The sequence below is a fragment of the Rhodococcus sp. IEGM 1409 genome (assembly GCF_030056735.1).
In the GTDB taxonomy this organism is placed as follows: domain Bacteria; phylum Actinomycetota; class Actinomycetes; order Mycobacteriales; family Mycobacteriaceae; genus Rhodococcus_F.
In genome coordinates this window covers 328,978-349,810 of record NZ_JASHKN010000001.1, presented here as the reverse complement: position 1 = coordinate 349,810, position 20,833 = coordinate 328,978, and the positions used below count along the sequence as shown (strand labels likewise).

Genomic DNA, 20,833 nt, shown 5'->3' with positions numbered 1-20,833 from the left:
TGAGCCGTAGCCGCGTCGATCACGGTAAACCTGCAACGTGTGGAACTGCTGCGATTCACCCTCGCCGAGACAACTTTGGATACGTTACCGGAGTTTGCTCCTCGCCGCTAATCGCAGGTGGTGACGACCTGGCCGTGTGGACGTGGTTCGCGTCACATCGAAAGCGGTAGCCTGACGGAGTGACCACCGTGGGGAACGCTCCCGAGGGCAGTCGGCTCGGTGCCGTCGTGCCGGGTACCGACCTGTCGCAGCATGCGCGCCTACTCAGTCGGGTGCACGACGCAGTTCTCTCCGGGCAGGAACCTCCGGCGCAGCCGCGGACCGTCGTGGCACGGTCGTGGTCGAGAGTGGCTGCGGGCGGGCTCACGCCGGATCACTGCGGCGCGTCCGCTGTCGCTGATTTCTCCGAGTTGGAGTCGAGGCGTTCGCGGACCGCACTGCGCGCCGTTCTGCCCGAGTTGCGAACCACTCTGACCGAGGTGGCCGAGGACGCCAACTTCATCGTGGTCGTTGCCGACGCCGATGGTGTCCTGCTCTGGCGCGAGGGCGCGAAGGCAGTCAAGCGTGCGGCGGACGCACTCGGGTTCGCCGAAGGTGCGCGCTGGTCGGAGCAGTCGGTCGGTACCAATGCGATAGGTACCGCGCTGATCGAAGATTCTGCGGTGCAACTCTTCTCGGCTGAGCACTATGCGCCGACTCACCACAATTGGTCGTGTACCGGCTCACCCGTGCACGATCCGCGGACGGGCGAGATCCTGGGAGTAGTGGACATCAGTGGGTCAGCAGCCTCGGTGCATCCCACCACCGTCGCGTTGGTTCGCACCGCGGTTCGCCTCGCGGAGGCGACGCTGTGGCGCGAGCACGCAGCTCAGCTCGAGCGTCTGCGCTCGCGGGCAGCACCGTTGTTCGCGGCCGGGACCGGTCCGGCATTGGTGGTCGACGAGTTCGGTTGGGTGGCCGGCGCCAGCGGGATAGCCGCGCCCGACCGCGTGGCCGCGCCGAGCGCGGGAAAGCCCGTCATCGTGCCAGGGCTGGGGATGTGTCTGCCCGAGCCGCTCGGGGACGGCTGGCTGTTGCGCACCGGCCTCGGCGGGCCGGTGATCGAGCTGGAGCTGTCCCTCGGCGCATCGCCGCAGGTGACGGTGCGTGGTGACGCCAACTGGACGCGAGCGCTCTCGCCGCGTCACGCTCAGATCTTGAGGGCCCTGGCAGCGGTCGGTTCGGCGGGCGTGGATGCCGCAGGCCTGAGCGAAGTGCTCTTCGGTGATCGCGAGCATGTGGTGGCAGTGCGCGCCGAGGTGTCCAGACTGCGGAAACACCTCGGCGCGGTCCTGCAGACTCAGCCGTACCGCTTTGCCGACGGCGTGCGGGTGGTGGTGATCTAGCGCGCTGCGCTGATTCCGGCACGTCGTCCGAAGAAGCTGCCGTCACCGAGGCTGGTTCCACTGGCGTAACCACCCGCGCACACACCGGAAGTGCACCGGCCCGCCGCGAACAATCCCGAAATCGGCTCACCGGAGACGTGCAGAACCTCGGAGTCGACGGTGGTCTTCAACCCGCCGAGCGTGAATCCGCCCGTGCGTCCGCGCAGATCGATTGCCGCGAACGGGCCGACAATCGGCTTCACCCACTCGCCCTTCTTCCCCAGCACCGGGTCCGACCCTTCAGCCGCGTGCCGGTTGTAGAGGTCGACCGTCGATTGCAACGATCCGGCGGGCAACCCCATCTCGGCTTCGAGTTCCTCGACGGTTTCCGCCACCCAACTCGGCTGCGCCCGCAACTGCGCACTGGACGACTCGGCATTCATGCCTTCCTCGTATGCAGCCTCGTCGATGACGAGGAATGCCTGGTTGTCCTGCTGGAACAGCGTTGCCTGGCCGATGCGGCCGGGGTAAGTGTCCTCGGGGATGTATCGCTGACCGCGGCCGTTGACAAGAATGCCGCGCACCATCAACTGCGGGTCGCAGAAGAACGCGACCTCGGTGGCGTCCATGTGCGCGGTGTCGGCGCCGAGTGCCTGACCGATCTGGATTGCGCGGCCGTCGTGCGCCTCGATGGAGGCCGCCGGGTGGCCGAAGATACGCGGTGCGTTCGAGCGCACCATCTCGTTGTTGTACGCGAAGCTGCCCATCGCCAGCACGACGCCCTTGCGTGCGCGAATCGTGACGTCTTTGCCGTAGCGCTTGGCGACTACGCCGACAACCCGATCGCCGTCTACCACCAGAGTTTGGACGCGCAGATCGTATTCTGCTCGGACACCGAGCTTTTCGGCCGTCTCGACGAGTGGCTTCATCAGCATGTAGCCGCCGCCCCGCTCACCGGTATTCTTCTCGGACATCTGCGGAACGTGTCCGCGGGGCGCGGGATCGACGAGGGTGTTGAACGGCGCGGCGTTCTCGCCTCCCGAGTACATCAGGCCGTCGTCGTACGGCGGTTCCCAGCCGGGTTGACCCCAGAAGGACTCCTTGAACGGAACGCCGGCATCGACGAGCCAGTTGTAGTGATCGACACTGCCCTCGCAATACGCGTCGATCTTTGCGTCGTCGGTTCCGGGGCCGAGCGCTGCCTTCATGAACGTCTTCATGTTCTCGACCGAATCCTCGAACCCACACGCCTTCTGTAGCAGCGTTCCACCGCCCAGGTAGATGAATCCACCCGCCAGCGATGCTGCTCCGCCCCAGCCACCCGTTCGCTCCAGGACGAGGACCTCAGCGCCGGCCCGCGCCGCTTCGATCGCAGCGGTGACGCCGGCGATGCCGTATCCCGCGACGACGACGTCGGCCTCGTAGTCCCAGGTGGTGATATCGGCAGCGGAGATCGGTCTGACGGTGGGGTCGGCCATGCGAAGCGTCCTCTCGGAAGGCGAAACTACTGGTGACCACACAGTTGCAGTTTCGACTTCCGCAGATCAGGCATGGTCCCGGTCAACGGGAGGTTTGTAATCTCCTGACCGCGCCCAGAAGTGTGTCCAGGTCGGCTTCGTCGACGAAGTAGTGCGGCGATGCGCGAACCACGGCGTCGAGTCCGCGGGCATCCATGTCGAGGAGCGTGGACCCACGACCGCTGACGGTGACGGTGATGTTCTGTGCTGCAAGCTGATCCCGCACCAGGTGCTCGGAAATACCGTCGACGGTGAAGGAAACGATACCGCTCAGATGGGTTCCTCGATCGCGGACTTCGACTCCGGAAATCGTGGCCAGACCGTGCCTCAGTGCGACTGCTCGGGATTCGATCTGCTCCCACGCCGTGTCGGTGCCGATCGAGTGCAGATAGTCTGCAGCGACGCCGAGACCCAGGCGCGCAGCGACACTCGTTTCCCAGAGTTCGAATCGTGTTGCGTCCGGCGCAGGGACGAAGCTGTTCTCGCTGGTCCATTCCGCTCCGTGCAGGTCCATCGCAGCGGGTTCGAGCGCGTCGACGAGTCCGGGGCGGACGTACAGGAATCCGGTTCCGCGTGGCCCGCGCAGCCACTTGCGGCCGGTGGCGCTGAGCGCGTCGACGCCGAGTTCGGTGACGTCGATGGGCAGCTGGCCGACGGACTGGCACGCGTCGAGCAGGACGAGAGAGCCGTGGGCTCTGGCCAATTCGACTACCTCACGGACCGGATTGATCAAGCCGCCGTTGGTGGGGACGTGTACGACGGAGACGAGTCGAACCCGATCGTCGAGCATGTTCTCGAGTGCGTCGAGGTCGATGCGTCCGTACTGATCGCTCGGAATGACCTCGACGCCGGCGCCGGTGGAACGCGCCCGCCCCAGAGCGGCGATTGCGTTGCTCGCGTATTCGACTCCGCTGATGAGGATTCGATCACCAGGTCCGAGTGGAACGGCAGCGAAGAAGTCGTTCCACGCGCGGGTTGCGCTGTCCGTCAACGCGATATCGGTTGCCTGGGCGCCGATGACCCCGGCCAGTGAATGCGGAACAGCAGCCAGTGCGCCGCTCTGGCGAGCAGCGGCGACGTACCCGCCGACGTCGGCTTCACGTCGCAGGTGCTCGATCATGGTGGTCAGCACCGGCTCGGGCGGGAGCGAAGATCCCGCGCTGTCGAGGAACACCTTGTCGAGGCATCCGGGAGTGTCGCGGCGGATCGTGTCGAGATCGAACATGGCACCTTCCGTTCATGTCGGTGTGGTTCAAACTACCTGTGAACGAAGCTGTCCCGATGGAGCGAAGACTGGGCACGGCCGATGCCGTGGTGATCGGCCTCGGCGCGATGATCGGCGCCGGAGTCTTCGTGGTGTTCGCGCCCGCTGCCGCAGTGGCCGGTACCGGGTTGCTGCTCGGCCTGGCGATCGCAGCGTTCGTCGCCTACTGCAATGCGACGTCGTCGGCGCAGCTTGCGGCCAGATACCCCACGTCAGGTGGGACGTACGTCTACGGACGTGAGCAGCTCGGACCCTGGTGGGGGTTTGCCGCAGGCTGGTCGTTCGTGATCGGGAAGATCGCGAGTTGCGCGGCAATGGCTCTGACCTTCGCGACGTACGTTGCTCCTGCGGCCTGGCGTGTTCCCGCCGCGGTACTGGTGGTGGCGGCGCTGGTTGCTGTCAACTACCGCGGAGTGACGCGGACGGCGCAGATGGCCAGGGTCATCGTCGCCGTGTCGACGACGGCATTGTGTGTGGCGTTGCTGGTTGCCGTCGTGGGACCTGGTTCAGTGCGCGAACTCCCGAACCTCGTGTTCGGGTCGTGGTACGGGATTCTGCAGTCGGCGGGGCTTCTGTTCTTTGCCTTCGCCGGTTACGCCAGGATCGCGACGCTGGGGGAGGAAGTGCGCGATCCGCGCCGCACGATTCCGCGGGCGATTCTGATTGCACTCACCGTCGCGGTTGTCCTCTATGCGCTGGTAGCGGTGGTGCTGTTGGTGACGTTGGGGCCTGATCGGCTGGCGAATTCGGCGCGGCCCCTTGCCGATGCAGTGGGCGCAGCCGGGTGGAATTGGGCCGTCCCCGTGGTGGTGATCGGTGCCGCGGCGGCGTCGGCGGGGGCGCTGCTGGCTCTGATCGCCGGGGTGAGTCGTACGGCGATGGCGATGGCCCGCGAGAGTGATCTGCCTGTCGCTCTGGCTTCCGTCCATCCACGGTTCGTAGTCCCTCACCATGCAGAACTTGTCGTCGGTGCTGTTGTGATCGTTCTCGTCTCGACAACCGATCTTCGTGGCGTGATCGGCTTTTCGTCGTTCGGAGTGCTGCTCTACTACTTCGTCGCGAACGTGAGCGCGTACAGCCAGCGCAGTGTGGACCGGATATATCCGAAGTGGCTGCAGGCAGTCGGGGCGGCCGGTTGTATCGTTCTGGTGGTCACACTTCCGTGGATTTCGGTTGTTTCCGGGGTAGGTGTGGTTCTGGCCGGTTGTGGGTACCGGTGGATACGACTTAATAAATTCAACGACACGTAACACCACAATGGGTGCATCTCGGACGTTGGCGTTCTATCGTCGGTAACGACCGCGAAGACCGCCCGAAGGGGAAGTCGAATGGTGACAGCAGCGTTGACAACAGCACAGACCACGCAGGTGGATTCGCGTCCTGCGGCCGAGGCCTACGTCGGTGGTGTGTGCTTCAAACAGGGGCCACCCCGCTTGGTCGGAGCCGAGGTCGAGTGGCTGACCAGGCAAGAAGCCGGTGGGGAGCGGCCATCCGCCGCGACGCTGGCAAGGGCACTCGGGCGACATGCGCCCACCAGTATCGACCCGGATTCACCGGCGGTTCCCCTTCCTCGTGGCAGTCTCGTCACGGTAGAACCCGGCGGACAGATCGAACTCTCGTCCGCTCCGCGCACATCCGCCCGCGAACTGTGTGACTGTCTCGACGAAGACCGTCGTACTCTCGAATCGCTCCTCGCGTCGTACTCCATCGAAATCAGTTCGGCCGCGGCCGACGTCGCCCGCCCACCTTCCCGCATTCTCCGGTTGCCGCGTTACTGCGCAATGGAATCCCGTTTCGCCGGGATAGGCCCGTACGGCACCTTGATGATGTGCAGTACCGCAGCAGTGCAGGTCAGTGTCGATGCCGGCGGGAGTCCGGAGTCCATCGCCCAGCGTTGGCGGCTCCTCGGGGACATGGGCCCGGCTCTCATCGCAGCATTTGCGTGTTCTCCACGCTTGCAAGGGGTTCCGAGGGGAGATTGGGCTTCCCAACGCATGCGGACGTGGCTCGAACTCGATTCCCGGCGCACCGCCGCAATCCCGGAAGCGCAGGACTACGCCGGCTGGGCCCTCGACGTTCCGCTCATGTGTGTGCGAAGCGAAGGCGATGATTGGACGGCTCCGCGGGGTGCGACATTTGCGGACTGGATCGACGGCGCCTTGGATGCCGAGATCGGACGTCGCCCCGTCTGGGCGGACTTGGACTATCACCTGTCCACGCTGTTCCCGCCGGTTCGCGCTGTCGGCCATCTGGAGGTTCGCTACATCGACGCACAACCGGGAGATCTGTGGAGAGTGCCGATAGCAGCGGTCGACGCGTTGCTGTCCGGGCCCGCCGTGATGCGCGAGGCGAGTGATGCTGCAGCGTCGACGGCCGGAAGGTGGCGAGACGCGGCAGAGTACGGTTTGGACGACGTCGAACTGCGTTCGGCTGCAACATCTCTGATGTCGCTTGCCGCGTCGTACGCGCCGGAGCCACAGTTTGTTCGCCTTCTCGATGCCGCAGCCGAACGGTGTTGTCGCGCAATCGTGCCCGGTGAGAGCGACACATGACGGGGGAGATCACCAAGGAAGCGGTCGAGGCCGTACTTCTACGAGCGCGTGAGCGGTCGACGCTGCTCACCGACTGCGTCGATGATGCCGAATTGATCGCTCAGCATTCCCCGTTGATGAGTCCGCTCGTGTGGGACCTGGCGCACATCGGCAATCAAGAGGAACTCTGGCTGGTGCGCGACGTCGGTGGCCGCGATCCGGTGCGTAGCGACATAGACGAGCTGTACGACGCTTTCAAGCATTCTAGATCGTCGAGACCCACACTTCCCCTGCTCAACCCGGCCGAGGCGCGCGAATACGTACGTACGGTTCGGGGGAAGGTCTGGGATGTGCTCGAAGCCAGCACCTTCGGGCGCACAGAACTCGACATGGACGGTTTTGCGTTCGGGATGATCGCGCAGCACGAACAGCAACACGCCGAGACCATGCTCGCGACACACCAATTACGTTCGGGGCCCACGGCACTCGTTGCGACACCCGCTCCGCAAGCGGCCCGCATGCCGGAACTCGACGAGGTCACCATCGCGGCCGGCTCCTTCGTCATGGGGACCGACGACGAACCGTGGGCACTCGACAACGAGCACACTGCACATCAGGTCTATCTCACCGATTTCGCAATCGACAGATTCCCGGTCACCAACGGGCAGTTCATCGAATTCATCGAGGACGGTGGCTATTCCCGACCGGAACTGTGGTCCCGAGACGGTTGGCGGCATCGCGTCGACGCGAAGCTTCGAGCGCCTCTGTTCTGGGAACACGACAGTTCGGGTTGGTGGCACGAGACTTTCGGCGTCGAGGCTCCGGTTCCACCCGACAAGCCGGTTGTACACGTGAGCTTTTTCGAAGCCGAAGCCTACGCGGGCTGGGCAGGCAAACGGCTTCCCACCGAGGCGGAATGGGAAAAGGCCGCGCGGTGGGATCCGGAATCCGGGAGATCACGACGGTTCCCTTGGGGGGACGTGTCCGCAGACGAGAATCTTGCCAATCTCGGTCAGCGCCATCTCGGTCCAGCCGGCGTCGGCTCGTACCCGGCGGGTGCGTCGGCGGCGGGTGTCGAGCAGTTGATCGGCGACGTGTGGGAGTGGACGTCTTCGGGTTTCCATCCGTATCCGGGTTTCCGGGCCTTCCCGTATCGGGAGTATTCGGAGGTGTTCTTCGGCGGCGACTACAAAGTGTTGCGAGGGGGATCGTTCGGGACCGACAGCGTTGCCTGTCGCGGGACGTTCCGCAACTGGGACCATCCGATCAGGCGCCAGATCTTCTCGGGTTTTCGCTGCGCCAGAACGATTTCGGGTAGATCCTGACATGTGTCGGCACCTCGGGTATCTCGGGCCCCGGCGTTCGGTTCGTGAACTCCTCCGCGACGGCGAGAACTCACTGATGCGACAGTCGTGGGCACCTCGCGAGATGCGTGGCGGCGGGACCATCAATGCCGACGGATTCGGCGCGGTGTGGTGGAACGACGGAAGGCAGGGGCGGTATCGCAGCATTTCGCCGATCTGGTCGGACCCGACCGTCGACGAGACGTTGTCCCACATCGTTTCCGGATCCGTTCTCGCCGCCGTACGTTCCGCGACGGAGGGGATGGCCGTCGAGATCGGTGCCTGCGCACCGTTTGTCGACGGAACCTACGCTTTCAGCCACAACGGAGCGGTATCCGGTTGGCCTGGTTCACTTGCCGACTTGGCGGCAGAAGTTCCGGCCGTCGAACTGCTGAAGATGCCCGCCCCGACGGATGCTGCCTTGTTGTGGACAGTGCTTCGGCATCGGTTGAAGTCGAAGCCCGTGGAGGCCGCCGTGACGAGCCTCGTTCACGATGTGGCTGCGGCGGCACCGGATTCACGACTGAACCTCCTGTTCGGCGACGGGCAGGAACTGTGGGCCACAGCGTGGGGCCACACGTTGTACACGCGGGTCGACGAGTCGCGGGCCCTGATCGTTTCCGAACCGTTCGATCGATCGCCGGACTGGGAGCAGGTGCCGGACCGGCACTTCGTCTGCGCGCGTCCTGGCCATTTGATCATCACCCCGATACCGATGGGAGAACAATGAAAACCCCTACGCTCGAGGTTTATCTGACACCGGCCGAATCGGTCGACGCACTGCGAGTCGAGGCCAGGGAGGGTCTGACCGCTACGCCGAAGTGGCTCTCGCCCAAATGGTTTTACGACGCGCGTGGAAGCGAACTGTTCGAGGAGATCACGGCCTTACCCGAGTATTACCCCACTCGAACCGAGCGCGGCCTGCTCGCGCAGTACGCCGACGAGATCGCTGCGTTGACCGAACCCGAGATCCTGATCGAACTGGGTTCCGGTTCCTCGGAGAAGACGCGGTTGCTCCTCGATGCAATGACCGCTCGTGGAACTCTGCGAACGTATGTACCGCAGGATGTTTCGGTGACGGCACTGGACGGCGCGGCGCGGCAGGTCGGTGCCGAGTTCCCCGGCATCGATGTGGTCGGGGTGGTCAGTGACTTCACCGGTTCGCTGCATCATCTGCCCGGTGGTGGACGGCGAGCGGTCGCATTTCTCGGTGGAACTCTCGGCAATCTCGTTCCGGCAGAACGCGCCGAGTTCCTCTCGGGCATTGCAGCGGTGCTGGATCCGGGTGAGAACCTGATCCTGGGCGTGGGATTGGTGATCGATCCCGCAGTCCTCGTGCCCGCCTACGACGACGCTGCCGGAGTGACTGCGCAGTTCGATCTCAATGTTCTCTCGGTCCTGAACAAGCAACTGGGAGCGAACTTTCCCTTGGAGGACTTCCGTCACGTCGCGCTCTGGGATGCCGAGAACCAGTGGATCGAGATGCGGCTGGAAGCACTTCGTGAACTCTCGGTGCGGCTCGACGACCTGGACCTGGAGATCAATTTCGCAGCGGGCGAGCAGCTGCGCACCGAGATCTCGGCGAAGTTCACCGAGGACGGGATTGCCGCGGAACTCGCGTCCGCGGGCTTCGAGGTGCGGAAGGTGTGGACGGATAGGGATCAGCGCTTCGCGCTTTTGTGTGCGCAGCGGGCGTGAGGTGGGCGCAAGTCAGAGGATGCCGTCTCCTCCCAAGCGTGCCTCAAAAGTTCTGTAGGCGGCAATATTTGAGAAGTGTCGAGAGTAGAGATCTGCTGTGCCGGTCTGGACCGTGTCGGACACTGGGGCAAGATCCACGAAATGCGCGAGTTTTACGTAGGACTGGTCATCGCTCGCGCCGACCGGATATTCCTGCTCGCCGGCCTTGCGCTCGAATTTTGTCTTCGCCTCAGCGGGGTTGCCAGCCCAGATGAGATAACAGTCCTCCCGGTAGAAGCACCCGTCCCCGTCATTCTTCCCCAACTCGAATATCGCTATGCCGAAATAGGGCTGCTCTTGTGTCGAGTAATGGGTCATGCGATTGAAAGTAGCGACATCAGAGCACGAACGATATCGGTGAATACCCTGGGATTCCGCAAACTTGTCGGTGGGTGCCCGTAAAATCGACCATATGTTCGAATCGAAGATTTCCGCGGAACTGTTGTCGATTCAGCATGCGGAAATCGCGCGCGCCCACTTCCTCGAGGTGGATGCGGTCACCACGCTGCACTTGGGGCGCTGCGAGGAGGATGCTGATGCTGGAGTCAATGAGGCGGTTCAAGGCCAATTCGCGCACGTGGAGATCGCCTCGATACTGAGTATTACGGAGTATGCCGCGCAGAAAATGATTGCACTCGGATGTGACCTGCGTTGGCGGCTGCCGCGGGTGGCGGCCGCTTTTGCTTGTGGTGACATCGAGCTCGCCAAGGCGACTGCACTGTCCGAAGCTCTCGCCAAAGTTTCCGACCGGGCACTCGATGAGATCGAGTGACTCCTCGTGGACGGTGCCGGCAGTGCAACCGGTAACAAATTGAAGGCGAGGCCACGAGTGCTCATCGCTCGGCACGACCCTGATGGTTTGCGTGCCAGGCGAGTTCGTGCGGAGGCAGATCGGGACGTCCGGACGTGCGCGTCGACGGTATGTCGACTCTGGACGGAACGCTTCCAGTGGTCGGCGCTCAGACATTGGCGACCAGACTCCGTGCGATGTCGATGCAGGTGTGACGGCGATTGCACCCGTGATGATGATGATTCGAAGACCTCTGCGCTCCCGATTTCGATAATTCTTGTGGGTGTCAACGCTTCCACCCTGCTCGGATTCGACTACCTACCAGGCTATTTGCAGGGACATGGACACATCGATGCCGATCTTGCGCGAGCGATCGCTGCGGACGGTACATGGCAGAGAGTCCTTACCCCTCACGCCGTCCGAGGTGCAACGGTGCTCGACTGCCGTGGCGGTCGGGCCCGTACTCGGCGTGGGTCGGTCGATGCCCTCGCCGGCGGTCTTGCCCGATGTGGCAAGGGGCCCATCGCTCGACACGGGACAATGGTTCTCGGCGTACCGAGTGCACTTACCGGCCGTCCGCAGCGTTGGCGAAGATTGTAAGAACGCGAGACGGTACGTGCCGAGTTCCGAATTATGTTGTGCGTTAAGATAATTGATGATTGGAAGGTGGGCAGTGAAACAAATCGGGGGTCGTCTGGAGTGGGAAGATCCGTCAGGGCGTCGAGCGGCTACCGCGCCCGTGGGCTCATTCTGTGTCCCCGAACTGAGTGCCACCGACGCGGCGAGACTGAATTTCGTGGATGAGTATGCACTGGAACGACGTGTCGGATTGCGGGACAAGGGAGTAGAAGCGGATCTCGAATACCTCCTGGACTGGAGTGTGCCCAGCTGGCGGAAGACGCGATCTGCCTCGAGGTGGATCGCGCCCCCACTGGCGAACGCGTTGCCGGAGATTGCCGACTTCTGACGGGGTTTCGTTGCCCTGTGGCCTGCAGGTACGGCGCGATGGCCCGAAAAATGGTGTTTGTCTGTTTATAGTGAGGCGCAGAACGGTTTCCGACCCGAGGAGAACGCGTGCGTCATCCGAAGCTCGCCGCATTGACCGTGGCCCTGACTGCAGTACTGGTGATGCCGGTAGCGCAGTGCGTGGCTCAACCATTCCCCTTCGACCCCGGCAGTTTCGGCAACGGAAGTACAGGGTCGCTGGGCGGTGAAGACCCGGACATCCCCATCGAGAACACCCTCCCGCAGCTGTCGGTCACCACACTCCTCGACGGACTCGATCACCCCTGGGACGTCGCGGCGGCCCCGGACGGCGCGATCCTGACCGGACAACGGTCCGGCGGATTCTTCGTTCGCCGAAGCGACAACACGACAGGTCCGGTCGCTGCAGATCTTTCGGATCTCTACGCTCAGTCCGAAACCGGCCTCATGGGCATCGCGCTTGCACGCGACTTCGCTCAGTCGCGCACCCTGTACACCTGTCAGGGATTCAGCGCTGGGGGAGTCACGGACGTTCGAGTGATCTCGTGGACCGTCGACGCCGGATGGACCGCCCTCACTCGAACCGGAACTGTATTGCCAGGAATCCCGGTCTCGTCCGGGCGTCACGGGGGTTGCCGAATTCTTGCGGCCCAGGACGGCACGCTGTTCGTCGGGACGGGTGACACAGCGACGCCGAGCGTTCCGCAGGATCCGAATTCGCTGGGTGGCAAGGTCTTGCACATCAACGCCGACGGAACTCCGGCGGCGGGAAATCCGAATGCCGGCAGCTCCGTCTACACACTAGGGCACCGCAACGTCCAAGGTTTGGCCGTGCAACCCGGAACCGGCCGGGTGTACTCGGTTGAGCAGGGCACGAGCGTCGACGACGAAGTAAACCTGCTTACCCCCGGTGGAAACTACGGCTACCGCCCGGATCGGCTTCCCGGAACGTACGACGAATCCGTGCCGATGACCGATCCTGTGCGCGTGCCGGGAGCAATTGCGGCGGTATGGCGTTCGGGTAGCTCGACGTTGGCTACCGCAAGCGCAGCCTTCACCGGCGGAGCTGCATGGGGTGCGTGGGACGGTGCACTCGTGATGGGCGGTCTCAAGAGCAAGGAACTGATCTTCCTCCGCCTCAATGCCGATGGCCGTTCGGTCGACGCGCAGACCTTCGGATTGGTGAACCAGTTCGGGCGCTTGCGCTCGGTGACCCCGACGCCGGACGGCTCGCTTCTGGTGACCACGGACAACGGAACAGGCGACAAGGTGCTGCGGGTGACACCCACGCCCTGATCTTCAGTACCAGGCGATAACCCGGCACGGACCACCCGAACCCCCCGCATGCGTCGGCGCGCCTACCATCACTGTGGCGCCGACGGCTGGAAGTGCGGACAGGTTTGCAAGGGCTTCGACTGTGTACTTTCCTGAGCCCAAAGCGCTTCGGTGAGCCCCGTGGGTCGTGCTTCGGCCCGCGTCGATGCTGAGGGTGTCCGAGCCCACGGCGACTATGTCGCGCTCGGACACCAAAAAGTCGATCGCCTCGGGGGCGAATCCGGGAGTGTGTTGCACGCCGAGTGCATCTCGATTCGTGAAGGCTCCGCCGGCACCGGCCCGGGTATCCCAGCCCGAGTTCATCGCCACCAGGCTCCGGGGAGCGATGGTCCCGTGGGTGGACTCCCAATCGAGGATGTCCTGGCGGGTGAGCAGTGTGTCAGGGTCGACGGAGGCTCGGGCGCTGATATCGACGACCGCAATCGGTACGACGAGGTCGGTGACCGGAATCTTCTCGACGGTGATTCCGTCCGCGCTGGCGTGAGCGGGCGCGTCGATGTGAGTGCCGGTGTGTTCCTCGAGGCGGAGTTCGTTGAGGTAGAAGTTTCCGCCGAAACCAGCGGACCCGAGCGAGCCCAGAGATCCGGCGGTGTCGGCGATCTTCGCCAGGTTCCTCATCTCGAACGAGCGCGCGCCCGGCCACACCGGGAAATCCGGCGTCAGTACGTGCGTCAGATCGACGATGGTGTGACCCGCCGGCGCTGCCGACGCAGTGGGCTGCACCACGCCCGCCACGACGGTTGCGCCGAGCGCAGTAGTGCCCAGCGCCGCGAACATCGATCGTCGGCTGACCTTCCTGCGTTCTCGTCCGATCGATTCGTAGACCTCCGTCAACACCTTCGGTGAGCACATCAGAAACTCCAGATCACTGGGATCAACACCGTCGCAACTACCAGGAACCACAACAACATCGGGAGCCCGAGCTTCCAGTAGTCGCCGAACTTGTACCCGCCAGGTCCCATGACCATCATGTTCGCGGGAGTGGCTACGGGCGTCAGGAAGGAGGCCGCGGCAGCGACAGTGACCGTCATCAGAAGGGGCAGCACCGAGATGTCGAGTTCGCCGGCGACCGAGATGGCGATCGGCGTGATGATCAGCGCGGTCGCGGTGTTACTGATCAGCTGACCCAGAGTCGCCGTCACGACAAACAGTCCGGCGACAACGACATACGGGCTTGCACCGCCGACGACGTCGACGAAGGCATGAGCGAGTTTTTCGGCTGCGCCGGTCTGCTGGATCGCGGTCGAGAGCGGGATCATTCCGCCGACGAGAATCAACGTGGTCCACGAGATGGACCGATGCGCCTGCTCCACACTGATGACTCGTAGCAGCACCATCGCACACGCCGCGAGGAGTCCGGCTATCGCCGAAGGCACCAGTCCGAAGGTCAGCAACACGACCATCGCCGCGACGACGACGAGGGCGATGACCGCGCGGGTTCCCAACGGTGCTGCCTGCTTCCGTATCTGGGCAGGTGCGTCGACCACGAGGACGTTCGGATCGACCGCGGTGTGGGTGTCGAGATCGTCCCAGCTGCCTTGCAGGAGAAGCGTGTCACCTGCCGCCAACTTGACGCCCTTGGGGCCGCAGTCCTCACCAGCACGCTGGACTGCGAGTATCACCAGATCTCCACTGTCGGTCACCATGCCGGGAAAGGCCCTGTCGCCGATCATTTCCGAGCGCGGCGGGATGATCACTTCGACCACACCGTCGTACTTGGTGATCAAGGGTTCGGCGGACGGGGCATCCTTACCCATAAGCTGATACTGCTTCGCGAGGGTCTTGGCGTGTCGGCTCAGATCAGGAGACATGAACGTCCCCGCGCGATGTGGGAGGACGTGGGGGCCGAGTAGCACGGCGATCGCGATGGTTCCCAGTACCAGGGGCGCACCGACCAAGGTGAAACTGAAGAACCCGAAAGCGCCGGCCCCGGACTCTTCGGCTGCTTCGGAAACGATGATGTTGACCGGCGTTCCGGTCAAGGTGAGCATCGATCCGGCATGGGCGGCAAATGCCAACGGCAGAAGCAGTTGTGACGTCGATTTACCGAGACGCACCGCCAAGACGACCACCATCGGTACCAACGCGGCTACGGCCCCGTTGACGCTGATCAATGCGGTCAACGCGGCAACCAGCAACATGATCGCACTCACGAGACGGACTCGGGATTCGCCGACTTTCGCCAGCAGTTTCTCACCCGCCCAGGTGGTGACGCCGGTGGCGTCGAGGGCTTCGCTGACAACAAAGAGCGCGGCGATGAACACCACCGTGGGATCGCCGAATCCGGCGAGTGCCTGCTCCATCGAGATCACACCGGTGGCGTACAGCGCCAGGGCAGTGCCGATCGCGATGATGCCGACCGGGATTCGGCCGATCACGAACAGCGCGACGACCAGTGCAAGCACAACAAAGGTGATGGTGATGTCATTCACGATTCGTAAAGGTACCTGCTCATACAGAACAGCCCCGTCTCGCAAGGGAGACGGGGCCGTGGGATGGACGCGACGGAATTTAGTTGGAGGCGGCGATGCGGGCTTTCTCGAGAGCGGCCAGCGTGCGAAGAACCGTGGCCTTCTGCTTGTTCAGATCGCTCAGTCGTGCGCGAGCCGGCAACCCTTGTGCAAGTTCGGCGACCTTGATCTGCTCGTCGATCGAACCGAGCTGATCGAGAAGCCCTAGGACGCGCGTCTGGAGCGTGTCGATGTCGACGGTGTCCGTCTTGACCGGAGCGGCAACGCGCGTCGCTGTGCCCGTGCTGGAGGGGCGAGAAGCCCGCGCGGGTGACGCGTCGGCGACAACCGTTGCGGCGCGGGGCCGAATTGCCTTGCGGACAGCGGCCGCATCGGGAAGGACGTCCATGCGGATCTCGTTCAGGACTCGGCGTGCCTCGCGTGCGTTGACGCGGTACTCGCGCTCTTCGTCGTCGTCGGACTGCAGCGTGCCGCCGAGCGGGCGCAGACCGTACATGCCGAGGAAACGCTTAGCGTCATCGATGATGCCTTCGTTTTCACGGCATTTTCCACAGCGGGGTTCGTTGCGGAACATGTCCACGGAGTTGTCGTCTCCGCACCAGACACAAGATCCTGGGCGCCACCGCCGGATCGTCGGAACTGATGAATTCAGGGAATGAGATTCGGGCCGGGATTCCAGGGTTTGCGCGTCGATCACGACGAGCCACACTAGGCGAAGATTGCGGCGCGGTGAACACCGCCCCAACATCGACCTGGGTTTCTCGACGCGGGCGTGATCAAGATCATGCTGTTTGCCGCATTTGCTGGTATTCGTGTGTCGCACAGGTGGTTTCATGATGACCGGGTGGTCTGTTTTCGTGGGGTTCGCGAAGACGACTACGGGCGCGTACCGGTGACCGTGAAGTCACAGGTACGCGCCCGTAGTGCAGCGGAAGACTAGGCGCTGCCGTTGAACAGCGAAGTCACAGAACCGTTCTCGAAAACTTCCTTGATGGTGCGAGCCAGCAGCGGTGCGATGGACAGCACCGTCAGCGTCGGGAACTTCTTCGACTCGTCGATCGGAAGTGTATTGGTGACAACAACTTCCTTCGCTCCACACGTCGACAGACGCTCGGCCGCAGGGTCGGACAGGACGCCGTGGGTTGCAGCGATGACGACGTCACCCGCACCGGCCTCCTTGAGTACCTTGACCGCGCCGGCGATGGTTCCGCCGGTATCGATCATGTCGTCGATCAGGATGCAGGTGCGACCTTCGACCTCACCGACGACGCGGTTGGACTTGACCTGGTTGGGCACCAACGGATCGCGCGTCTTGTGAATGAACGCCAGCGGTGCTCCGCCGAGCGAGTCGGCCCACTTCTCGGCGACACGAACGCGGCCCGAGTCGGGGGAGACCACCGTGATGTTCTCGAGGTTGTAGCCCGCGCGAATGTGGTTGGCCAACTGGCTGTGTGCGTGCATGTGATCGACGGGGCCGTCGAAAAAGCCTTGGATCTGATCGGTATGCAGGTCGACCGTGATGATGCGATCGGCGCCGGCAGTCTTGAGCAGGTCCGCGATCAAACGAGCGGAGATCGGCTCGCGTCCGCGGTGCTTCTTGTCCTGGCGGGCGTACGGGTAGAACGGAAGAACTGCAGTGATGCGCTTTGCCGATCCACGCTTGAGAGCGTCGATCATGATGAGCTGCTCCATCACCCACGTGTTCAGCGGTGCCGGATGACTCTGCAGGACAAACGCGTCGGAGCCGCGAACCGACTCTTCGAATCGAACGAAGATCTCACCGTTCGCGAAGTCGCGCGCGGTCTGCGGGGTGACGCGGATGTCGAGTTCCTTCGCCACCTGCTCCGCCAACTCGGGATGTGCGCGACCCGAGAACAACATCAGGTTCTTCTGGTTGTCGATCCAATTCGCAGTCACTGGTTCATGCCATCCTTTTGTACTTGCCGGTCGATCTGGTGGTGATCTGTGCTGTCAGGTTGTGCAGGGCTGTCAGGTTGTTGCAGGGCTGTCAGGTTGTGCAGCCGCTGCAGCGGCATCGGCCGCAGGAGTTCCGGGTCGATTCTTCTGGACCCAACCCTCGATGTTGCGCTGCGCCCCACCCGAGACGGCAAGCGCCCCAGGCGGTACGTCGTTCTTCAAGACCGTGCCCGCACCCGTGTATGCGCCGTCTCCCACGACGAGAGGGGCAACGAACATGGTGTCGGAGCCTGTTCGGACGTGCGACCCCACCACAGTACGGCTCTTGTTCACCCCGTCGTAATTGACGAAGACGCTCGAAGCTCCGATATTGCTGTGATGGCCGATGGTGGCGTCGCCGACGTAGGTAAGATGCGGAATCTTCGAATGTTTGCCGATGTCGGCGTTCTTGGTTTCCACGTAGGCGCCGATCTTGCCGTGGTCACCGAGACGGGTACTCGGCCGGAGGTAGGCGAACGGACCGACAGTTGCGTCCGCGCCGATCACGGAGTCGCTCCCGTGTGAGCGGACCACCACCGCGCGCTCCCCGACGCTGACGTTGTCCAAGGTGGTGTCCGGGCCGATCACGGCGTCTTCGCCCACCGACGTCGTGCCGGTCAACTGAACTCCGGGCAGGAGCGTCACGTCCTGTGCGATGTGCACGCCGCAATCGATCCACGTGCTCGCGGGATCGACGACGGTGACGCCGGCACGCATCCACGTCTCGAGGATTCGACGGTTCATCTCGCGGGCAAGCGTCGAGAGCTGCACGCGGTCGTTGGCGCCCGCGACGAGAACCGAATCCGCGATGTGCTGCGCACGAACACGCTTGCCTGCTCGACGGGCGATCATGATCACATCGGTGAGATAGAACTCGTGTTGTGCGTTGTTGGAGTCGAGAGACGCCAGCGCGTCGCGCAGAGTCTCGAAGTCGAAGGCGTAGACACCCGAATTGACCTCGGTGATCGAGCGCTGCGATTCGGTGGCTTCCTTCTCCTCGACGATGGCGTTGACTTCGCCGTCCGTCGTACGAAGGATCCGTCCGTAGCCGGTGGGGTCGAGCGCCGTCGACGTCAACACCGTGACCGCAGCCGCAGGGGCGGCAGTGTGCTGAGCGAGGAGGTCTGCGATGGTCTTGCCGTCGAGCAGCGGCACGTCGGCGGCTGTGACGAGTACGGTCCCGGCGAAGTCGGCGGGCAGACCCTCGAGTCCGCAACTGACGGCGTGCCCGGTGCCCTTCTGCTCGTCCTGAACGGCAACGGTGACGGGGCGGCCCAGTTCGCCGGCGACTGCGCTGACCGCTTCGGTGACACGCTCACGATCGTGACCGACGACGGTCACCAGGTGCGTGGGGTTCAGTGAGGTTGCCGCGTGAAGCGAATGTGCCAGCATGCTGCGTCCGGCGAGAGTGTGGAGGACCTTGGGAGTCTTCGACTTCATTCGTGTACCGGCACCCGCTGCGAGAACGATCACGGCGGTCTGCACTGGTTTGAGCTCCCTCTGTCGATCAAACTGTCGATCAAACTGTCGATCAAGACACGCATTTCCGCTCGGAAAACGCATGTTGTTTACCAGCTCCGCCGCCAGGACTCGAACCTGAACTATCTGAACCAAAATCAGAGGTGCTGCCATTACACCACGGCGGATTGCCACGCATTGCCGAGCCTTGCGGACGAACGCGCGAAAGAATAATCGCATGCCGACCCGCCGTAGGTCGAACCGCTCCTCCGATTGGGTTCCTGAAGTCCCGATAGGCTGAGCATCCACAGCTGTAATTTGTGTGTCGGAGAGAGGAAGACCATGGCGACGGTGTCCGGTTCGGTTGGCGGGGATCCAGTTCCCGAACGAGCGATACGGATCCGGATGACCGGTACCCAACGTCGGCAACAACTGATCGAGATCGGGCGGGCGCTCTTCGCCGAACGGGGATACGAGGCGACCTCGATCGAGGAGATCGCTCAGCGAGCCAATGTGTCCAAGCCGGTTGTGTACGAGCACTTCGGCGGCAAGGAGGGGCTGTACGCCGTCGTAGTAGACCGGGAGATGTCGCGGCTTCTCGAAATGATCACCTCGTCGCTGTCACAAAATCGCTCGAGAGTTCGAGTCGAGCGGGTTGCGTTGGCTTTGCTCACCTACGTGGAAGAGCACACCGACGGATTTCGAATACTCGTGCGCGATTCGTCCGTCGTCGCGCCGAGTGGGACGTATTCGAGCTTGCTCAACGACGCGATCAGTCAGGTGGGCTACCTCCTGGCGGGGGACTTCTCCAGACGTGGTTTCGACCCCGGACTAGCAACGATGTACGCCCAGGCGCTTGTCGGCATGGTGTCCACGACGGCTACGTGGTGGCTCGACGAACGGACTCCGTCCAAAGAAGTTGTCGCCGCTCACCTCGTGAATTTGTGTTGGAACGGCCTGACGAATCTGGAAGCCGACCCACAATTGGAGGGTTAACCAGGCGCGCCTGCCACGCAGAGATGGATCGCGGTCTAAGCTGTGTTCGCTGTATCACGATCGTTTGATGGGCAAATGTCTCATTTGTTTGCAGGGTGGGTTGAATGCCGAACCGTGCCTTCCATTTTGACGCTGTGAACGGGTAAGACCAAGGATTCGTTCGATGTGTGGTGATTGGAGGCCGGATCGATGGTGAGGCAAGAGCGGGCAGAAGCCACCCGTGATTCGGTGCTGCGCGGAGCAGCGGGGGTGTTCTTGCGCCTGGGCTATGCCAATGCCAGTTTGAGCGAGATCATCGCCGAGTCGCAGGTGACCAAAGGCGCGCTGTACTTCCATTTCGGGTCCAAGGAGGAACTCGCGCGGGCGGTGATCGACGAGGGTTCGGCACGTTTCGATGCGAAATGTGAACTCTGGTTGGACCGTCGCACTCCCGCGCTCGAGTCGTTGATCGGTATTTCGTCCGTCATCGTCGACATCGGTGCGCACGACGCGATGGTTCGTGCGACCTTCCGCTTGCTGGTCGAGATCGGGGACTATCGGGGATCCGGGCCGGCAACGCTGGATGTCTGGCTCGACATTTACCGCGAGCTTGCCAGCCGCGCCGCCGACGAAGGTGATCTGCGTTCGGACGCGGATTCCGCCGACATCGCTCGATTCCTGTTGGAAGTGGCGTCCGGAGTTCGGCTGATGGCAGCGGCGACCGGGACTGTTCGTGAGCTCTCGGACTCCATGAAGGCATCGTGGAACCTGATACTTCCGATCGTGGTCCCGGAATCCAAAGTGGAGTACTTCAGACAATTCGCAGCACGGCGTCTCGCCAGCGATCACTGACATCACGGGCCTGCCGCACAGTTCCTTTGATCAATTTGTTGGAAATGTCCTGGTAGAGAGATTGTTCTCTATTGTTCTGCATTCGAAACAAACTGAGAGTATGTTTATAGTGTTGATGGGAATCCGGAAGTCCGATCTTTCCTCCCATCTTCGGATTGCGGTATGTTCTACCGGTAGCTGAAGAATTGCTAGAACGAAGGTTTGTCAGGGCAGTGTGACGGCGTCGGCACACCGGGCAGCATAGGGGGCTGCCCGG

General features: G+C 63.1%; 19 protein-coding genes and 1 tRNA gene. 11 read left to right on the top strand and 9 right to left on the bottom strand.

What is annotated here, in order from left to right:
- Positions 1–179: 179 nt before the first annotated feature.
- Positions 180–1,385: a GAF domain-containing protein gene (locus tag QM716_RS01720; RefSeq protein ID WP_283301923.1), complete on the top strand. Its 1,206-nt coding sequence runs from the start codon at positions 180–182 to the stop codon at positions 1,383–1,385.
- Here QM716_RS01720 and QM716_RS01715 read toward each other — a convergent pair.
- Positions 1,382–2,842 carry an FAD-dependent oxidoreductase gene (locus QM716_RS01715; RefSeq protein ID WP_283301922.1) on the bottom strand — a complete coding sequence of 487 codons (1,461 nt, stop codon included), beginning with the start codon at positions 2,840–2,842 and terminating at the stop codon, positions 1,382–1,384. The two genes, QM716_RS01720 and QM716_RS01715, sit on opposite strands and share 4 nt — an antisense overlap.
- Before the next feature lie 82 nt (positions 2,843–2,924).
- Positions 2,925–4,106: an aminotransferase class V-fold PLP-dependent enzyme gene (locus QM716_RS01710; protein ID WP_283301921.1), complete on the bottom strand. Its 1,182-nt coding sequence runs from the start codon at positions 4,104–4,106 to the stop codon at positions 2,925–2,927.
- A gap of 14 nt (positions 4,107–4,120) precedes the next feature.
- On the opposite strand from QM716_RS01710, the gene QM716_RS01705 reads away from it, so the two are divergent.
- From QM716_RS01705 to egtD, 5 genes are all read left to right on the top strand, one after another.
- Positions 4,121–5,395, top strand: a complete 1,275-nt coding sequence (locus tag QM716_RS01705) for an APC family permease (protein WP_283301920.1) — start codon at positions 4,121–4,123, stop codon at positions 5,393–5,395.
- 78 nt (positions 5,396–5,473) lie between these two features.
- Positions 5,474–6,697: an ergothioneine biosynthesis glutamate--cysteine ligase EgtA gene (gene egtA / locus QM716_RS01700; RefSeq protein ID WP_283301918.1), complete on the top strand. Its 1,224-nt coding sequence runs from the start codon at positions 5,474–5,476 to the stop codon at positions 6,695–6,697.
- Entirely contained in the window at positions 6,694–8,001 is a 1,308-nt protein-coding gene (gene egtB / locus QM716_RS01695) for an ergothioneine biosynthesis protein EgtB (RefSeq protein ID WP_283301916.1), read from the top strand. The genes egtA and egtB overlap by 4 nt, the downstream gene beginning before the upstream one ends.
- Before the next feature lies 1 nt (position 8,002).
- Positions 8,003–8,749, top strand: a complete 747-nt coding sequence (gene egtC, locus QM716_RS01690; RefSeq protein WP_283301914.1) for an ergothioneine biosynthesis protein EgtC — start codon at positions 8,003–8,005, stop codon at positions 8,747–8,749.
- Positions 8,746–9,717, top strand: coding sequence for an L-histidine N(alpha)-methyltransferase (egtD, locus tag QM716_RS01685; protein WP_283301912.1), 972 nt, complete (start codon positions 8,746–8,748; stop codon positions 9,715–9,717). Before egtC ends, egtD begins: the two co-directional genes overlap by 4 nt.
- A 12-nt stretch (positions 9,718–9,729) precedes the next feature.
- Here the strand turns inward: egtD and QM716_RS01680 are convergent, their stop codons facing one another.
- On the bottom strand, positions 9,730–10,074 hold the full coding sequence (locus QM716_RS01680; RefSeq protein WP_283301910.1) for a DUF4288 domain-containing protein: 345 nt from the start codon (positions 10,072–10,074) through the stop codon (positions 9,730–9,732).
- A gap of 70 nt (positions 10,075–10,144) precedes the next feature.
- Here QM716_RS01680 and QM716_RS01675 point away from each other — a divergent pair, with 70 nt between their 5' ends.
- The 3 genes from QM716_RS01675 to QM716_RS01665 all read left to right on the top strand — a co-directional run bounded on the left by QM716_RS01675 (position 10,145) and on the right by QM716_RS01665 (position 12,826).
- Positions 10,145–10,528 (top strand): DUF222 domain-containing protein, encoded by a 384-nt coding sequence (locus QM716_RS01675; protein ID WP_283303018.1) that lies wholly within the window; start codon positions 10,145–10,147, stop codon positions 10,526–10,528.
- 814 nt (positions 10,529–11,342) lie between these two features.
- A complete protein-coding gene (locus tag QM716_RS01670) occupies positions 11,343–11,513 on the top strand; it encodes a hypothetical protein (RefSeq protein ID WP_283301908.1) in 171 nt (56 codons plus the stop codon).
- Positions 11,514–11,620: 107 nt separating this feature from the next.
- The gene (locus QM716_RS01665) at positions 11,621–12,826 is read left to right on the top strand and encodes a PQQ-dependent sugar dehydrogenase (RefSeq protein WP_283301906.1); all 1,206 of its coding nucleotides are present in this window, start codon (positions 11,621–11,623) and stop codon (positions 12,824–12,826) included.
- Between the two features lie 3 nt (positions 12,827–12,829).
- On the opposite strand, the gene QM716_RS01660 is transcribed toward QM716_RS01665, so the two are convergent.
- The 6 genes from QM716_RS01660 to QM716_RS01635 all read right to left on the bottom strand — a co-directional run bounded on the left by QM716_RS01660 (position 12,830) and on the right by QM716_RS01635 (position 18,938).
- A complete protein-coding gene (locus QM716_RS01660) occupies positions 12,830–13,717 on the bottom strand; it encodes a cyclase family protein (protein WP_283301904.1) in 888 nt (295 codons plus the stop codon).
- The gene (locus QM716_RS01655) at positions 13,717–15,297 is read right to left on the bottom strand and encodes an SLC13 family permease (protein WP_283301903.1); all 1,581 of its coding nucleotides are present in this window, start codon (positions 15,295–15,297) and stop codon (positions 13,717–13,719) included. Before QM716_RS01655 ends, QM716_RS01660 begins: the two co-directional genes overlap by 1 nt.
- 79 nt (positions 15,298–15,376) lie before the next feature.
- A complete protein-coding gene (locus QM716_RS01650) occupies positions 15,377–16,033 on the bottom strand; it encodes a hypothetical protein (protein WP_349307339.1) in 657 nt (218 codons plus the stop codon).
- Positions 16,034–16,272: 239 nt separating this feature from the next.
- Positions 16,273–17,253 carry a ribose-phosphate diphosphokinase gene (locus QM716_RS01645; protein ID WP_003946284.1) on the bottom strand — a complete coding sequence of 327 codons (981 nt, stop codon included), beginning with the start codon at positions 17,251–17,253 and terminating at the stop codon, positions 16,273–16,275.
- A 72-nt stretch (positions 17,254–17,325) separates the two neighbouring features.
- Complete coding sequence (gene glmU / locus QM716_RS01640) at positions 17,326–18,777, bottom strand: bifunctional UDP-N-acetylglucosamine diphosphorylase/glucosamine-1-phosphate N-acetyltransferase GlmU (RefSeq protein ID WP_283301898.1); 1,452 nt, start codon at positions 18,775–18,777, stop codon at positions 17,326–17,328.
- 90 nt (positions 18,778–18,867) lie between these two features.
- Positions 18,868–18,938 (bottom strand) — tRNA-Gln (locus tag QM716_RS01635).
- Positions 18,939–19,092: 154 nt separating this feature from the next.
- On the opposite strand from QM716_RS01635, the gene QM716_RS01630 reads away from it, so the two are divergent.
- Positions 19,093–19,746 carry a TetR/AcrR family transcriptional regulator gene (locus tag QM716_RS01630; RefSeq protein ID WP_283301895.1) on the top strand — a complete coding sequence of 218 codons (654 nt, stop codon included), beginning with the start codon at positions 19,093–19,095 and terminating at the stop codon, positions 19,744–19,746.
- Positions 19,747–19,935: 189 nt separating this feature from the next.
- Positions 19,936–20,577 (top strand): ScbR family autoregulator-binding transcription factor, encoded by a 642-nt coding sequence (locus tag QM716_RS01625; RefSeq protein ID WP_003946317.1) that lies wholly within the window; start codon positions 19,936–19,938, stop codon positions 20,575–20,577.
- Positions 20,578–20,833 lie beyond the last annotated feature (256 nt).

What these genes read in the sequence shown, in the direction of transcription:
- QM716_RS01705 (WP_283301920.1), top strand. Translation starts at nt 4,121, where the DNA reads ATGTCGGTGTGGTTCAAACTACCTGTGAACGAAGCTGTCCCGATGGAG.
- egtC (WP_283301914.1), top strand. Translation starts at nt 8,003, where the DNA reads ATGTGTCGGCACCTCGGGTATCTCGGGCCCCGGCGTTCGGTTCGTGAA.
- QM716_RS01630 (WP_283301895.1), top strand. Translation starts at nt 19,093, where the DNA reads ATGGCGACGGTGTCCGGTTCGGTTGGCGGGGATCCAGTTCCCGAACGA.
- QM716_RS01710 (WP_283301921.1), bottom strand. Translation starts at nt 4,106, where the DNA reads ATGTTCGATCTCGACACGATCCGCCGCGACACTCCCGGATGCCTCGAC.
- QM716_RS01680 (WP_283301910.1), bottom strand. Translation starts at nt 10,074, where the DNA reads ATGACCCATTACTCGACACAAGAGCAGCCCTATTTCGGCATAGCGATA.
- QM716_RS01660 (WP_283301904.1), bottom strand. Translation starts at nt 13,717, where the DNA reads ATGTGCTCACCGAAGGTGTTGACGGAGGTCTACGAATCGATCGGACGA.
- QM716_RS01625 (WP_003946317.1), top strand. Translation starts at nt 19,936, where the DNA reads ATGGTGAGGCAAGAGCGGGCAGAAGCCACCCGTGATTCGGTGCTGCGC.
- egtD (WP_283301912.1), top strand. Translation starts at nt 8,746, where the DNA reads ATGAAAACCCCTACGCTCGAGGTTTATCTGACACCGGCCGAATCGGTC.
- QM716_RS01715 (WP_283301922.1), bottom strand. Translation starts at nt 2,842, where the DNA reads ATGGCCGACCCCACCGTCAGACCGATCTCCGCTGCCGATATCACCACC.
- egtB (WP_283301916.1), top strand. Translation starts at nt 6,694, where the DNA reads ATGACGGGGGAGATCACCAAGGAAGCGGTCGAGGCCGTACTTCTACGA.
- egtA (WP_283301918.1), top strand. Translation starts at nt 5,474, where the DNA reads ATGGTGACAGCAGCGTTGACAACAGCACAGACCACGCAGGTGGATTCG.